Here is a 14,572-nt window from a genome sequence, read left to right on the forward strand (position 1 = left end):
CATGACGAACAGGCTCCGCAGCGATCTGGAGGCAGGCACCTCCCGCTGGGCCGTCCGCAGGGCCGAGTGGCGCTCCCTGGGCATCACCGACGAGGAGATGGCCCGGCCGAAGATCGCCATCGTCAACTCCTCGTCCGACCTGGCGGCCTGCTTCGCCCATCTCGACGGCATCGTGCCGGTGCTCAAGCAGGCCGTCCGCGACGCGGGCGGACTGCCCTTCGAGATACGCACCGTCGCCCCGTCCGACTTCGTCACCAGCGCCGGCGCGGGCGGCCGGTACGTGCTGCCCACCCGCGACCTCATCGTCAACGACATCGAGGTGGTCGTCGAGGGCGCCCTGCTCGACGGCATGGTCTGCCTCAGCTCCTGCGACAAGACCGGCCCCGCCCACGTCATGGCGGGCGGCCGGCTCGACGTGCCCACCCTCCTCGTCGCCTGCGGCTACCAGCGCAGCGCCCTGCACGAGGACGGCGGCCCCGACATCGAGGACGTCTTCCTGCACGCCGGGCACACCGCCCTGGGCCGCACCTCCGCCGAGGACCTGCTGGCCATGTCCGAGGGCGCCATCCGGGGCCCCGGTGTGTGCGCCGGCATGGGCACCGCCAACACCATGCACATGGCCGCCGAGGCCCTCGGCATGACCCTGCCCGGCACCACCCCGACCCGGGCCAACGGCACGGTCATGTGGGAGGCCGTCCACGCGGCGGGACGCCGCATCGTGGAGATGGTGCACGAGGGGCTGACCGCCCGCACCGTGCTCACCCCGGCCGCGGTCCGCAACGCCGTCACCGTGATGCTCGCCGTCGGCGGTTCGATCAACTCCGTCAAGCACCTCCAGGCCATCGCCGTGGAGGCCGGACTCGACGTGGACGTGTGGCGGACGTACGAGGAACTGGCCGACCGGGTCCCGGTCGTCACCGCCGTACGCCCCAACGGGCCCCATCTCATCGAGGAACTGGACGACGCGGGCGGCACCCTCGGGGTCCTGCGCACCCTCGCCCCGCTGCTCGACACCGGCACCGTCGGCGTCACCGGCCGCTCCCTCGCCGAGCTGATCGCCGAGGCGCCGGAACCGGACCCCACCTACATCCGCCCCGTGCAGGAACCTTTCTCCACGCGGCCGTCCATCGTCGTCCTGCGCGGTTCCCTCGCCGCGGACGGGGCGATCGTCAAGCTGCCCGTCGACGAGGAGCGCCCCCGGCGCTTCAGCGGCCCGGCCCGCTGCTACCCCTCCCGGGAGGCGGCCGTCGCGGGACTCGCCGCGGGCGAGGTGCGCGAGGGCGAGGTCGTCGTGCTGCGCGGGATGGGGCTGCACGGCGGACCCGGCATGGCCATGGCCTCCGCGTTCGTCTTCGCCCTCGACGGGGCCGGACTCGGCGAGAAGGTCGCCGTGGTCACCGACGGCCAGCTCTCCGGCCTGGTCAACAAGGGCATCGTGGTCGGCGAGGTCGCGCCCGAGGCCGCCACCGGCGGTCCGCTCGGCCGGGTCAGGGACGGCGACGTCATCACCATCGACCTCACCACCCGCACCGTCGACCTGGAGGTCGACCCCGGCGTCCTCGCCACCCGCGAGACCGCCCCCGCGGAGACCGTCCGGACGCCCGGCTGGCTCACCGCGTACGACCGGACCGTCACCGGCCCCGCCTGCGGCGCCGTCCTGGCCCGCCCGGGATGCGGCACCCTCTGCGAGAGCGCCGCGCCGTCCCCCGCCACCGGCGGCGCCCCCGCACACCCCGCCGGGTCCGCCGCCGAGGACGCGCCCGCCACCGCCCGCACCCCCGCATCCGTCCCGGGGTCCGCCCCCGCACCCGGACCTCCCCCCGCCCCCACCCCCGGAGGCGCCAGATGACCGCACTCGACACGGCCCCACCGGGCCGGGCCCCCTCCGTCACCACCCCGCGCCCACGCAGGAACCGGCCGCGGACCGCGCCCTTCGTCGGGATCGCGGTCGCCGCGCTGATCGCCGAGACCGTCCCGCGCACCGGTCTGATCGCCGACGGCGTACTGCCGCCGCTCAGCACCGTCGTCGCCGAACTGGTCCGCGTGACCGGCGAGGCGGCCCTCTGGCAGGCCCTCGGCAGCACGCTGCGCACCTGGACCGTCGGCCTCGTCGCCGCGGTCGTCGCCGGGGTCGCCGCCGGTCTCCTCATCGGACTCGTGCCCGTGCTCCGCGCGGTCACCGCCTCCACCGTCGAGTTCCTGCGGCCCATCCCCTCGGTCGCCCTCATCCCGGCGGTCATCCTCGTCTTCGGCACCGACTTCGAGTCCGGCGTCGTCCTCATCGTCTACGCCGCCTTCTGGCAGGTGCTCGTCCAGGTCCTCTACGGGGTCCAGGACGTCGACCCCGTCGCGTACGACACCGCCCGCTCCTACCGCTTCGGGCTCCGCGCCCGGGTGCTGCACGTCGTCTGGCCGACCACGCTGCCCTTCGTGTTCACCGGGATCAGGCTCGCCGCCTCGGTCGCCCTCGTCCTCGCCATCACCGGCGAACTGGTCATCGGCACCCCCGGCATCGGACAGCTCATCTCCGTGGCCCAGAGCAGCGGCGCCACCACCCGGATGTTCGCCCTCGTCCTGCTCACCGGCCTCCTCGGGACACTCGTCAACATCGGCTTCCGGTACGCGGAACGGGCCGCGCTCGGCTGGCACCCCTCCGTCCGGCGATCGGAGAACGCCCGATGAGCCTCCTGCGCCGCGCCCTGCTCGCCCTCGGCCTGCCCGCCGCGCTCGTCGCCCTGTGGTGGGTGACCAGCGCCGGCAGCACCAGCTACTACTTCCCGCCGCTGTCGGAGATCCTCGACCAGTTCGGCCGGCTCTGGCTGTCCGACCGGTTCGCCGCCGACGTCGTGCCCAGCATGCTGCGGCTCCTCGCCGGGTTCGCCGTCTCCGCCGTGCTCGGCGTGGCCCTGGGCGTCGCGCTCGGCCTCACCGACGCGCTGCGCCGGGGCGCCGAACCGGTCCTGGAGTTCGTCCGGGCCGTGCCGCCCACCGTGCTCGTCCCGGTCATCGCCATCGTCGCCGGCATCGGGGACGGCTCCAAGACCCTGGTCATCGTCTCCGGCTGCGTCTGGCCGGTCCTGCTGAACACCGTCGAGGGCGTCCGCGCCACCGACGAGGTCATGGCCGACACCTGCCGCGTCTACGGCGTCCGCGGCGCGGCCCGGCTGCGCCACCTGGTGCTCCCCGCCGCCGCCCCGCAGATCGCGGCCGGACTGCGGCAGTCCCTGTCCATCGGGCTGATCCTCATGGTCATCGGCGAGATGTTCGCCGCGACCAACGGACTCGGCTTCAGCATCGTGCAGTTCCAGCGGACCTTCGCGATTCCCCAGATGTGGAGCGGGATCATCCTGCTCGGCCTCATCGGGTTCGTCCTGTCCGCGTTGTTCACCATCGTCGAGAAGCGGGCCCTGCGTTGGTACCTGGGCCTGCGCGAGTCGCAGAGGAGGAACGGCTGATGACCGAGATGGTCACCGTCGAGGGCCTGAACAAGGTGTACGAGTCCACCGGCCGCCGCGTCGAGGCGATCGGCGACATCACCTTCACCGTCGCGCGGGGCGAGTTCGCCTGCATCGTCGGCCCGTCCGGCGCGGGCAAGACCACCCTGCTCAAATGCCTCGCCGGACTGCTCGCCCCCACCGCGGGCGAGGTCCGGATCGACGGCACCCCCGTCACCGGGCCCCCGCCCGGCATGGCCGTCGTCTTCCAGGAGTACGGGCGCAGCCTCTTCCCCTGGAAGACGGTCCGGCAGAACATCGACCTGCCGCTGCGCCAGAAGAAGCTGCCCCGGGAGAGGCGCGAGAGGCTGGTCACCGAGTCCCTCGCGGCCGTCGGCCTCGCCGACGCCGGCGACTCCTACCCGTGGCAGCTCTCCGGCGGCATGCAGCAGCGCGTCGCCATCGCCCGCGCCATCGCGTACGAACCGCAGGTCCTGCTCATGGACGAGCCGTTCGCCGCCGTCGACGCGCAGACCCGCGCCGACCTCGAGGACCTCGTGCGCTCCCTGTGGCGGTCCCTCGGCATCACCACCCTCTTCGTCACCCACGACATCGACGAGGCCGTCTACCTCGGCGAGCGCGTCCTCGTCCTGTCGGCCTCGCCCACCCACGTCCTCGACGACGTGCGCATCGGCCTGCCCGCCGACCGCGACCAGGTCACCAGCCGCTCCACCCCCGAGTTCGCGGCCCTGCGCGCCCGGGTCCACCGCGGCATCCAGGACGCCAAGGCCGGCCGCCGCGGCACGGGAGCCGCCGCGTGACCGCCCACACGGACGAGGGCTCCGGCACCCCCGTCCTGCTCTCCGCCTCGCTCGGCACCACCGCGGCGATGTGGGCACCCCAGCGCGAGCGCCTGCGCGCCGGCCACCGCGTGATCGCCTACGACCACCGCGGCCACGGCGACTCCCCGGCGCCGCCCGGACCGTACCGCCTCGCCGACCTCGTCGACGACGCCCTGGCCCTGCTCGACACCCTCGGCATCGAGTCCGCCCACGTCGTCGGCGTCAGCCTCGGCGGCACCGTCGGACTCGCCCTGGCCGCCGGACACCCCGACCGGGTGCGCAGCCTCGTCACCGTCAACTCGCCCGTCGTCGCCGACGACCCGGAGTTCTGGCGGAACCGCGCCGCCGCCGTCCGCGACCGGGGCATGGCCGTCGCCACCGGCGGCCTGCTCGGCCGCTGGTACGCGCCGGGGGCCGCCGCCGCGCCCACCGCGCTGATGACGGACACCGTCGCCGGCGTCGGACGCCTCGACCCCGAGGGGTACGCCGCCTGCTGCGAGGCCATCGCCGGCATCGACCTGCGCGAGGACCTCGCCGGCGTCCGCTGCCCCGTTCTCGCCGTCAACGGCCTGGCCGACGCCGTCGTCCCCGCCCACCACGCCCGCACCATCGCCGCCCGGGTGCCCGGCGCCCGCCACCTCGCCCTGCCCGGCGCCGGACACCTGCTGACCCAGGAAGTCCCCGACCGGCTGCACACCCTGCTCACCGAGCACTGGACCGGGCCGGACCGGGAACCGGCGCCCGCCGGACCGACCCACCGAGAGGACGCCACGTGACCGCCTACGTCACCGAACCCACCCGCAGGACCCCCGTGCTGGGCGAATGGGAGGTCGTCGTCCTCGGCGGCGGCCCCGCCGGACTCTCCGCCGCCACCGCCGCCGCCCGCGCCGGACGCACCACCCTGCTCGTGGAGAAGAGCGGCTACCTCGGCGGCGCCGGGACCGGCGGCGGACTCTCCACCTTCTGCGGCATGTACTCCAACGTCCACGGCGAGCACGTCCTGACCGTGCGCGGCCACGCCACCGAACTGCTCGAACGCATCGACCGGCTCGGCGGACTGCGCGCCCCGCACCTGTCCTTCGCCGACCGCATCCAGGCCCAGGCGTACGACATCCCCGCCTACCGCAGCGCCGCCGACGACCAGGTGCTCTCCTCCGGCGCCCGGCTCCTCTACCACGCCTTCGCGGTGGGCGCCGTCACCGACGGGACCACCGTGGACGGGATCGTCGTCGAGTCCAAGTCCGGCCGCGGCGTCCTGCGCGCCGGCATGGTCATCGACTGCTCCGGCGACGGCGACCTCCTCGCCTGGACCGGCACCGCCCACGAGAAGGCCGACCCGCACGGCACCATGCTCTACCCGTCCACCATGTTCCGCATCAACGCCGTGGACGACGAACGCGCCGGGCCCGCCTGGAAGATCCTGCCCCGCCTGATGGACGAGGCCGTCGCCGCCGGCCGGCCCCGCTTCCCCCGCCGCGGCGCCATCGTCCGCCCCCAGCGCGACGCCATCGAGTGGCGGGCCAACGCCACCCAGCTGCGCAACGCCGACGGCAGCGCCGTGGACGGCACCGACGTCTGGCAGCTCACCCACGGCGAGGTCCAGGGCCGTGCCCAGGCCCAGGAGGTCTTCGGCTTCATCCGGGAGAACCTCCCCGGCTTCGAGGGCTCCTACATCGTCGACATCGGCCCCGAGATCGGCATCCGGGAGACCCGCCGCCTGACCGGCCGGTACCTGCTCACCGAGGACGACGTCCGCTCCTGCGCCCGCTTCGAGGACTCCATCGGCCTCAACGGCTGGCCCGTGGAGGCGCACGTCGACGGGGACCTCGACATCCGCTGGCCCTACGGCGACGACCCGGTCGGCTACAACCAGCTCCCCTACCGCATGCTCGTCCCCTCCGAGGGCCCCGGAAACCTGCTGGTGGCCGGACGCTGCGCCTCGATGACCCACGGCGGCCAGTCCGCCGCCCGCGTCGCCGGCCCCTGCTTCGCCATGGGCCAGGCCGCCGGCACCGCCGCCCACCTCGCGCTCAAGGACCGCGTGAGCGCCGCCGACGTCGACGTCACGGCCCTGCGCACCGAACTCGAAGCAGAAGGAGCGTGTCTGACGCTGTGAGGCCGACATGCAGCTGAGCCCCGCCGACGAACGCATGCTGGCCGGCGACCACGGCCCCGCCGTCGCCGCCGCCCTCGACCTGCTCGTGCGCTACGGCGACCTGATGGGCGCCGAACGGCTCGTCGACACCGACAACGTGTGCGGCGCCAACATCTTCGGACCGCGCCACGCCCGCGTCCTGGGCACCACCGATCCGGCCGCGCTCTTCTCCCGCTTCTCGCTCGACCTGGACACCACGGTGGACGTCCCCCCCTTCCGCGCCCACAGCTGCCAGCTCATCGGCCCCCGGGACCGGGACCGGTGGGACCTCCAGGGCATCGCCCCCGGCGACGCCGCCGCGATGGACGACAGCGAGCGCTACCTCGCCGAGAAGGGCGTCGATCTGCTGTCCACCTGCACGCCCTACCAGGTGGGCAACGTCCCCCGGTACGGCGAGCACTGCGCCTGGATGGAGTCCTCCGCCGTCGTCTACATCAACTCGGTCCTCGGAGCCCGCACCAACACCGAGGGCCGCGAGTCCTCGGCCGCCTCCATGCTCACCGGCCGCACCCCGTACTGCGGGTACCACCTGGACGCGCACCGCCGTGCCACGCATCTGATCGACGTCCGGCACCCGGTGCGCACCACCGAGGACTGGAACGTCCTCGGCTACTGGGTGGGCGGGCAGGTGCAGGACGCCGTGCCCGTCCTCACCGGGCCGGGGCTGACCGACGCGGCCGGGGGGCCGACCCCGGTCCGGCTCAAGCAGTTCGGCGCCGCAGCGGCCTCCTCGGGGGACGTCGAGATGTTCCACCTGCCCGGGGTCACCCCCGAGGCCCGGACGGTGCCGGAGGCGCTGGGCGGCCGGGAACCCGCCGCCGTCTCCGTCTACGACGCCGGGGCACGCGCCGACACCGTCGCCTCGCTCTGCCGCACGGCCACCGACCGCGACGTCGACTTCGTCATGATCGGCTGCCCGCACGCGTCGCTGGAGCAGGTCCGCGAGGTCGCCCGGCTGCTGGAGGGCCGCCGCCTCGCCGACTCCACCGCGCTCTGGGTCTTCACCCCCCGCGCGCTGCGCACGGTCGCCGAGCGCAGCGGCTACGTCGCCGCCATCGAGAAGGCCGGCGCCCGCGTCCTGTCCGACACCTGCCCCGCGATCGGGCAGTTCCTGCCCCCGGGAACCCGGGTCTTCGCCACCGACTCCGCCAAGCAGGCCCACTACCTGCCCGCGATCATGGGCGTCCAGGGCTGGTTCGGCTCCGTACGGACCTGTGTCACCGCCGCGCTCGACGGGAGGTGGCCCGATGCCTGAGCTGCTGAGGGGGCGGGGGGTCGTCGCCGGGCGGGCGAGCGGACCCGCGCTGGTCTGCACGGCGCCCGTGTCCGGCTGGGGCGGCATCGACCCGGCGACCGGCACCATCGTGGAGAACGGCCATCCCCAGCAGGGCCGGAGCGTCGCCGGGACCGTCCTCGTCGTGCCCGGCGCCAAGGGCTCTTCCGGCTGGTCCGGGCAGTTCCACCTCGCCAAACTGCTGGGCACCGCACCCCTGGCCGTCGTGTTCGGCCGGATGAACAGCAAACTGGCCCTCGGGCTCGCCGTCCTGCGCGTCCCGGCCGTGACCGGCCTGGCCCCCGCCGGGGCGATCCGCACGGGGGACGGGCTGGAGGTGGACGGCACCGCCGGCACCGTACTGATCCGAAGGGAAGTCTGACCATGGACACGCTGCGCATCGACGGACGGGTGGTCCTGGTGACGGGCGCCGCCGCGGGCATCGGCCACGAGATCGCCCGCGCCTGCGCGGCCGAGGGCGCCGTCGTCCACCTCGCCGACGTCGCCGACGCGGTCCGCGGGGCGGCGGCGGGGCTGACCGGCCCCCGGACGGCCGTCGCCCACGTGTGCGACGTGACCGACCCGGAGGCGGTGCGCCGCCTCGTCGACGACGTGGTCGGCGCCTCCGGCCGCCTCGACGTGGCGTACCTCAACGCGGGGATCAACGGCGTCCCCTCGCCGCTCCAGCCCGGCGGCGCCATCGACGGCCTGTCCTTCGCCGACTGGCGCCGGGTCCTGGACGTCAACCTCGACGGCCTCTTCCACTGCCTCCAGCGGTGCGCGGGGGTCATGAAGGCCCAGCGGTCCGGCAGCATCGTCGTCACCGCCTCCACCGCGGGCCTGCGCGCGGAGCCCCGCGTCAGCTACCCGTACGTGGTCTCCAAGGCCGCGGTCCTGGGCCTCGTCCGCCAGGCCGCCCTGGAGCTGGCCCGGTTCGGCGTCCGCGTCAACGCCCTCGCGCCGGGCCCGGTGGTCACCGGCATCGGCGGCCCCGGCCCGCGCCCCGCCGCCACGGTGGCCGCCTGGGAGGACTCGGTGCCGATGCGCCGCTGGGGCAGCCCGGCCGACCTCACCGGCCTGGCGCTCCTCCTCGCCTCGGACGCGTCGGGCTGGATGACCGGCGGCACGTACGTCGCCGACGGCGGCGCCAGCGCCCTGACCCAGGTCCTCAGCGACACCCTGCCGGGGCCGGAGGAGGAGTGATCCCGTCCGGCGGCGGCAGGCGGCGGCCGGTGCGCGGGCCCGGCCCGGCGCCGCCTGCCGCCGCCGGACGGGGCCCCTCAGTAGTAGCGCAGCAGGGCCGGCTCGGCGTACCGGGCGTAGGCGTCCAGCACCGGGCGCTGGCGGGCCAGCCGGGCCTTCTCGGCGCGGCGGATCGCCTGGAGCGTCACCAGCGCGTGGTCGAAGTCGTCGTTGACGACGTGGTAGTCGTGCTGGTCCACGAAGTTGAAGTCGCGCAGCGCCATGGTGTGCCGCAGCTCGCGCTCCTCGCCGTCCTCACTGCCGCGCCCGGCCAGGCGCTGGTCCATGAGGTCCACGCTGGGCGCCATCACGAAGACACCGACGGTCCGTTCGGGGAAGAAGCGCCGCAGATTGAGGTAGCCCTCGGGGCAGTAGTCGAAGACCAGGTCCTGTCCCTCGGCGAGGGCCTTCTCCAACGGGGTGCGCAGGGTTCCGTAGTACTCGTCGTAGGACGGATGGATCCACTGGGCGAACTCCCCGGCGGCGGCCATCGCGAGGAACTCCTCCCGGTCCACGTGGTCGTAGTGCTCCTCACCGGCCCCGGCGCGCGGCTCGCGGGTGGTGACCGAGCGGGCGTGGCCCAGCGCGGGGTCGGCCCGGACCAGGGCCCGGGCCAGCGAGGTCTTGCCGGTGCCCGAGGGACCGGAGAGCACGAGGAGCAGGCCGGTGGGCGCGATGCGGAACGGGGTGGCGTCGGGGGACATGGGCGCAGATCACCTCTGGATCGGAAGACGGGGACGGTCACCGGGGGTCCGGTCCCGCGCCGGGAAGGGCTCGGAGAGGGGCGGCGGGAATCCGCGGACCGCGTCCAACCAAGCCTGGTCACCCAGCGAACCTGAGGCAATGAGTTTCCGTCTCCTTCGACAGGTGGATGACGGGAGGCAACGAGTTGCAGGAACAGTTACCCATCGACGACAGGCCGTCCTTCGGCCGTACGCTCCACGCCTACCGGACCGGCGGGGGGATGTCCTTGCAGGCGCTGGCGGATCTGGTGCACTACAGCAAGGGCCATCTGAGCAAGATCGAGAACGGTGACAAGCTCGCCTCCGCGCAGCTGGCCCACAGTTGCGACGACGTCCTCGGCGCCGGCGGCGAGCTGGTGCTCGCGCACCGCAGGGCCGGTCAGGGGAGACCGCGGACGCGCCACCGGCGCCCGGCCCAACTGCCGATGGCTCCGGCCCCGTTCATCGGACGCACGACGCAACTGGCGGCGCTGGACGCCGCCCTGGACCAGTCGCACCACCGCGGCGGTGAGGCGACGGGCGTCGTGGTGGTGGACGGCATGCCGGGGGTGGGGAAGACCGCGCTGATGCTCCAGTGGGCGCACCGGGTGGCCGACCGGTTCCCCGACGGCATCTTCTTCTACGACCTGCTGCCGCGCGGTGAGCCCGCGGACCCCGCGCAGGTGCTGGCGGCCTTCCTGCAGGCGCTGGGGGTCAGGGCCGACGACCTCCCGGGGGGAACGGCGGACCGGGCGGCGCTCTACCGCACGCTGCTGGCGGGGCGCCGGGTGCTCGTGGTGCTCGACAACGCGGTCCGCGCCGAACAGGTCCGGCCGCAACTGCCGGGCACACCGGGCAGTCTGGTGCTGGTCGGCAGCCGGGACCGGCTGTCGGGCCTGGTCGCGCGGGACGGGGCCACCCGGGTGCCGCTCAAGCCGTTGTCCACCTACGAGTCCTGTGAGCTGCTGCGCCAGGTGACGGGCCACCGGCAGCCGTCCGTGGACCCGGCGACGATGGCCAAGGTCGTGGGGCGCTGCGGGCACCTGCCGCTGGCCCTGCGGATCGCCGCCGAGAGCATGGCGGCGGGCGAGGACGGCCGCGCCCACTGGTCGGCGGACACCGGGGTGTGGCTCGATCTGCTGTCCGCGGGCGGTGACGAGGTGGCTTCGGTCCGGGCCGCGTTCGAGCGCTCGTACCGGGCCCTGGAGGACGGGGCCGCCCGGGCCTTCCGGCTGCTCGGCACGCATGCCGAGGCCGGCATCTCGCTGGCCGCGGCCACGGTGCTGCTGGACACGGACGAGGCGAGTGCCTGGCGCCGGCTCGACGCCCTCTACCAGGTGCACCTGGTGGAGCAGCCCACTCAGGGTCGCTACCGCGTCCACCGCCTGCTGCGGGCCTACGCGGCGGAGCTGGCCGCCGGGGACCGGCAGGCGTGCGACGAGGGCTCGCGCCGGCTGCTGGAGTGGTACCGGCGCACCGCGCAGGAGGCGCTGCGGACGCTCCTGAGCGTGGAGCACGAGGAGGCGTCCGGCGGCGCGGCGAGGACCGGCGCAGGACCGGACGGCGCCCCGCCGCTGGAGCACGCCTGGCAGTGGTGCGAGGCCGAGGAGTGGAACCTGCGCCTGGCCGTCGAGCACGCCGACCGACTGGACATGGGCACCCAGTCGGTCGGCCTCGCGGACGTCACCACGCTCCTGGACCTGCTGCGGCACGGCGAGGGCCGGGCACCGGGCCGGTTCGACGGGCCGCGCGACGCGGTCCGGGCGAGGCTCCGGCCGGCTCCGGCCGACCGCGGCCACCGCAACGGTCACGGCGGCCACGGCAGTCTGGCCGCCGCCGCGGAATGACCCGCGGGAGGCGCGTGCCGCGAAGGCGCGGACGTCCGTGGCACCCGCCCGGCCGGCTCGACGGCCGCTCCCGGCCCGGCCCGGCAGCGGGCCGAGCCCCGTCCTGTGCTCGCGCACGCCGCGCCCGCCCCCTCCTCGGCCGGGAGGACCGCCGCGTTTCCCGGGGTCTTCCTGGGCGGCGTCTCCCGTGGCCCCGAGCCTGTCGACCGGAGTCCGGGCGGACAAGGGGTTTCCGGAAGGAGGAAACGGGACAACGGCCCGTCGGTCGGGGCGACTTGGGAAACCGCAGCTCCGCCGCCCGCGACGCTTCCCGGGCGGCGCCGTGACGGCTTCGGGGGCCGCCCGCGCCGGGGGAATCTCCCGCCCGAGCAGGAAACGGGAAACCCCTTGAGCGGTCCTCTGCGGCCGGACGATGCTCCCCTCACGACCACAGACGAAGGGACGGCTCGGCATGACCTCTGTCGCCACCCCGGGCGCGGGGCCGATTCCCGCCCGCGGCCCGCACCCCACCAACGGTGTCCCCGGCCCGCACCCCACCAACGGTGCTCCCGACCCCCGCACCGCGCACCACGGCCCCGGTACCGAGGAGGACCACCGGGTGCGGAACCTCTCGCTCGCCGCTCAGGGCCGGACCGGCATCCGCCTGGCGGAGCACGAGATGCCGGCCCTGATGGCACTGCGCGAGCGGTACGCCGGCAGCGCTCCGCTGGCCGGTGCCCGGATCAGCGGCACGCTCCACATGACCGTGCAGACGGCGGTGCTGATCGAGACGCTGGTCGAACTCGGCGCGCGGGTCCGCTGGGCGGGCTCCAACGTGCTCTCGACCCAGGACGCCGCGGCCGCCGCGGTGGCGGCGGGTCCGGGCGGCGACCGGCCCGGGGTACCGGTGTTCGCCTGGAAGGGGCAGAGCCCGGACGAGTTCTGGTGGTGCGTCGACCGCGCGCTGAGCTGGCCGGACGGCGCGGGCCCCAACATGCTGCTGGACGACGCGGCGTGCGCCACCCTGCTGCTGCACCGCGGCGTCGAGGCCGAACGGACCGGCACCGTGCCGGTGGCCGCCTCGGAGGACGACGAACTGGAGGCCGGGCTGCTGCGGCTGCTGGCGGCCAGGGGCGTGACCGCGGGCCACTGGGGCGCCCTGGCGGCGGGCGTGCACGGCGTCACCGAGGAGACCACCACCGGCGCCCATCACGTCCGCAGGCTGGCGGACTCGGGTGCGCTGCTCTTCCCCGTGATCAGCGTCAACGACTCGGTGACGAAGTCCAAGTTCGACAACATCTACGGCTGCCGTCATTCCCTCGTGGACGGGATCAACCGGGCCACCGACGTCCTGATCGGCGGGAAGACCGCCGTGGTCTGCGGCTACGGGGACGTCGGAAAGGGCTGCGCCACGGCGCTGCGCGGGCAGGGCGCCCGGGTGATCGTGACGGAGATCGATCCGATCTGCGCGTTGCAGGCCGCGATGGACGGCTACCAGGTCGCCGCGCTGGACTCGGTGGTCGGGACGGCCGACATCGTCATCACGACGACGGGCTGCCCCCAGGTGATCACCGCCGAGCACCTGATGCGGATGAAGCACCAGGTGGTGGTCGGCAACATGGGGCACGCGGAGGGCGAGATCGACCTCGCCGGCCTCGCCAGGACGCCGGGCGTGCGGCGGCACACCGTCAAGCCCCAGGTGGACGAGTGGACCCGGCCGGACGGCCGCTCCCTCATCGTGCTGTCGGAGGGACGGCTGCTCAACCTGGGCAACGCCACCGGGCATCCCAGTTTCGTGATGTCCAGCTCGTTCGCCAACCAGGTACTGGCCCAACTGGAGCTTTACCGCGGGGAGCACGGCTACCCGGTGGGCCTGCACGCGCTGCCCAAGCGGCTCGACGAGGCGGTCGCCCGGCTCCATCTGGACGCGCTGGGCGTCGAGTTGACCACGCTCAGCCCGCCGCAGGCCGCCTATCTGCGGGTGCCGGTGGACGGCCCCTACAAGCCCGCGGCCTACCGTTACTGATGGACCGTCATACAGCGGTCCACGGCGCGCCCTTCGGGCACACGCCCACGCACCCGCCTGGGCCCACGACCACGCGGCGCACCGGTGATCCGGCCGCCCTCCTCTCGCTCGTTCCCGTCCCCGGCGAGGGCTGGGCCGGGCCGGTCCGCGGCCACGACCACTACGACGGACGGTCGCTGACCGAGCGGGCCATGGCCTTCCGCACCCGGATGCTGGACACCGCCGGTCCGCGCACCGGCTGGCACCGCACCGTGTCCGACACCGTCCTGTTCCGGCATCCGCCGCACGGCGCGGCCGCGTCGCTGCGGCTGTGGCTCAGGGACGCGGCGGGCACGGTGTCGTCCCGCCCCCTGGGCCTCTTCGCCGGTTCGGACGTGCCGTTCCAGCACACCGTGCCCGGCGGCCACGGGTTCGCCGTCGAGCTCACCGCGGGCGAACTCGGCCTCTGGAGCGAGGCGGTGGTGCCGGGCGACGGATTCGCCCGGGCTGCGGAGCGGGGGTGGCCCGAGCCGGCCGGGCCCGGGGCGGCACCGCCCGCCGGGGTCACCGGGGCGCCCGCGGTCCGCGACGCCCTGGGACTGACCCGCCATGTCGAGGGCGGCTACTACCGTCAGTACTACGAGTCCGCGACGACGGTGCGGACCCCCCGCGGGGCGCGCCCGACCGCCAACACCATCCACTACCTGCTCGACCGGGACTCACCGGTCGGCCACCTGCACCGCAACACCGCCCACATCACGCACTTCCTGAACTCCGGCGGTCCCCTCCACTACCTGCTGCTCTCCCCCGACGGCGAGCTGCACGAGGTGGTGATGGGCGAGGACCTGGCCGCCGGCCAGGTGCCGGTCTTCACCTGCCCGGGCGGCTGGTGGAAGACCAGCCGGCTCGGCGAGGCCGCCGACCACGGCCTGATCAGCGAGATCGTCGCGCCCGGCTTCGACTTCCGGGACCAGGACCTCGCCCGCGCCGAGCAGATCTCCGCGCGGTTCCCCGAGGCGTTCGAGGTGCTGCGTCCCTCCATCAGCGGCTGACCGCCCCGCCCCACCGTCCCC

13 protein-coding genes are annotated in these 14,572 nt (G+C 74.5%); 12 read left to right on the forward strand and 1 reads right to left on the reverse strand.

What is annotated here, in order from left to right; genetic code table 11:
• The first annotated feature begins 1 nt into the window (after position 1).
• The 9 genes from ACZ7LB_RS16385 to ACZ7LB_RS16425 are packed head-to-tail and all read left to right on the forward strand — an operon-like array spanning position 2 to position 8,907.
• On the forward strand, positions 2 to 1,849 hold the full coding sequence (locus ACZ7LB_RS16385) for a dihydroxy-acid dehydratase domain-containing protein (RefSeq protein ID WP_471468757.1): 1,848 nt from the start codon (positions 2 to 4) through the stop codon (positions 1,847 to 1,849).
• On the forward strand, positions 1,846 to 2,682 hold the full coding sequence (locus ACZ7LB_RS16390; protein WP_471468759.1) for an ABC transporter permease: 837 nt from the start codon (positions 1,846 to 1,848) through the stop codon (positions 2,680 to 2,682). The genes ACZ7LB_RS16385 and ACZ7LB_RS16390 overlap by 4 nt, the downstream gene beginning before the upstream one ends.
• Entirely contained in the window at positions 2,679 to 3,455 is a 777-nt protein-coding gene (locus ACZ7LB_RS16395) for an ABC transporter permease (protein WP_471468760.1), read from the forward strand. The genes ACZ7LB_RS16390 and ACZ7LB_RS16395 overlap by 4 nt, the downstream gene beginning before the upstream one ends.
• Positions 3,455 to 4,255, forward strand: a complete 801-nt coding sequence (locus ACZ7LB_RS16400; protein ID WP_471468762.1) for an ABC transporter ATP-binding protein — start codon at positions 3,455 to 3,457, stop codon at positions 4,253 to 4,255. Before ACZ7LB_RS16395 ends, ACZ7LB_RS16400 begins: the two co-directional genes overlap by 1 nt.
• The gene (locus ACZ7LB_RS16405) at positions 4,252 to 5,052 is read left to right on the forward strand and encodes an alpha/beta fold hydrolase (protein ID WP_471468763.1); all 801 of its coding nucleotides are present in this window, start codon (positions 4,252 to 4,254) and stop codon (positions 5,050 to 5,052) included. Before ACZ7LB_RS16400 ends, ACZ7LB_RS16405 begins: the two co-directional genes overlap by 4 nt.
• Positions 5,049 to 6,392: an FAD-dependent oxidoreductase gene (locus ACZ7LB_RS16410; RefSeq protein ID WP_471468764.1), complete on the forward strand. Its 1,344-nt coding sequence runs from the start codon at positions 5,049 to 5,051 to the stop codon at positions 6,390 to 6,392. Before ACZ7LB_RS16405 ends, ACZ7LB_RS16410 begins: the two co-directional genes overlap by 4 nt.
• Before the next feature lie 7 nt (positions 6,393 to 6,399).
• Positions 6,400 to 7,686 (forward strand): aconitase X, encoded by a 1,287-nt coding sequence (locus ACZ7LB_RS16415; protein WP_471468766.1) that lies wholly within the window; start codon positions 6,400 to 6,402, stop codon positions 7,684 to 7,686.
• Entirely contained in the window at positions 7,679 to 8,086 is a 408-nt protein-coding gene (locus tag ACZ7LB_RS16420) for an aconitase X swivel domain-containing protein (protein WP_471468767.1), read from the forward strand. Before ACZ7LB_RS16415 ends, ACZ7LB_RS16420 begins: the two co-directional genes overlap by 8 nt.
• 2 nt (positions 8,087 to 8,088) lie before the next feature.
• The gene (locus tag ACZ7LB_RS16425) at positions 8,089 to 8,907 is read left to right on the forward strand and encodes an SDR family NAD(P)-dependent oxidoreductase (protein ID WP_471468769.1); all 819 of its coding nucleotides are present in this window, start codon (positions 8,089 to 8,091) and stop codon (positions 8,905 to 8,907) included.
• A 77-nt stretch (positions 8,908 to 8,984) separates the two neighbouring features.
• Here ACZ7LB_RS16425 and ACZ7LB_RS16430 read toward each other — a convergent pair whose 3' ends face one another.
• The gene (locus ACZ7LB_RS16430; RefSeq protein ID WP_471468770.1) at positions 8,985 to 9,650 is read right to left on the reverse strand and encodes a guanylate kinase; all 666 of its coding nucleotides are present in this window, start codon (positions 9,648 to 9,650) and stop codon (positions 8,985 to 8,987) included.
• Positions 9,651 to 9,817: 167 nt separating this feature from the next.
• On the opposite strand from ACZ7LB_RS16430, the gene ACZ7LB_RS16435 reads away from it, so the two are divergent.
• The 3 genes from ACZ7LB_RS16435 to ACZ7LB_RS16445 all read left to right on the forward strand — a co-directional run bounded on the left by ACZ7LB_RS16435 (position 9,818) and on the right by ACZ7LB_RS16445 (position 14,551).
• Positions 9,818 to 11,515, forward strand: a complete 1,698-nt coding sequence (locus ACZ7LB_RS16435; protein WP_471468771.1) for a helix-turn-helix domain-containing protein — start codon at positions 9,818 to 9,820, stop codon at positions 11,513 to 11,515.
• 451 nt (positions 11,516 to 11,966) lie between these two features.
• Positions 11,967 to 13,520 (forward strand): adenosylhomocysteinase, encoded by a 1,554-nt coding sequence (gene ahcY, locus ACZ7LB_RS16440; protein WP_471468773.1) that lies wholly within the window; start codon positions 11,967 to 11,969, stop codon positions 13,518 to 13,520.
• Complete coding sequence (locus ACZ7LB_RS16445; protein WP_471468775.1) at positions 13,520 to 14,551, forward strand: cupin domain-containing protein; 1,032 nt, start codon at positions 13,520 to 13,522, stop codon at positions 14,549 to 14,551. The genes ahcY and ACZ7LB_RS16445 overlap by 1 nt, the downstream gene beginning before the upstream one ends.
• The last annotated feature ends 21 nt before the right edge of the window (positions 14,552 to 14,572 follow it).

Source organism: Streptomyces sp. NPDC107521, assembly GCF_055598485.1.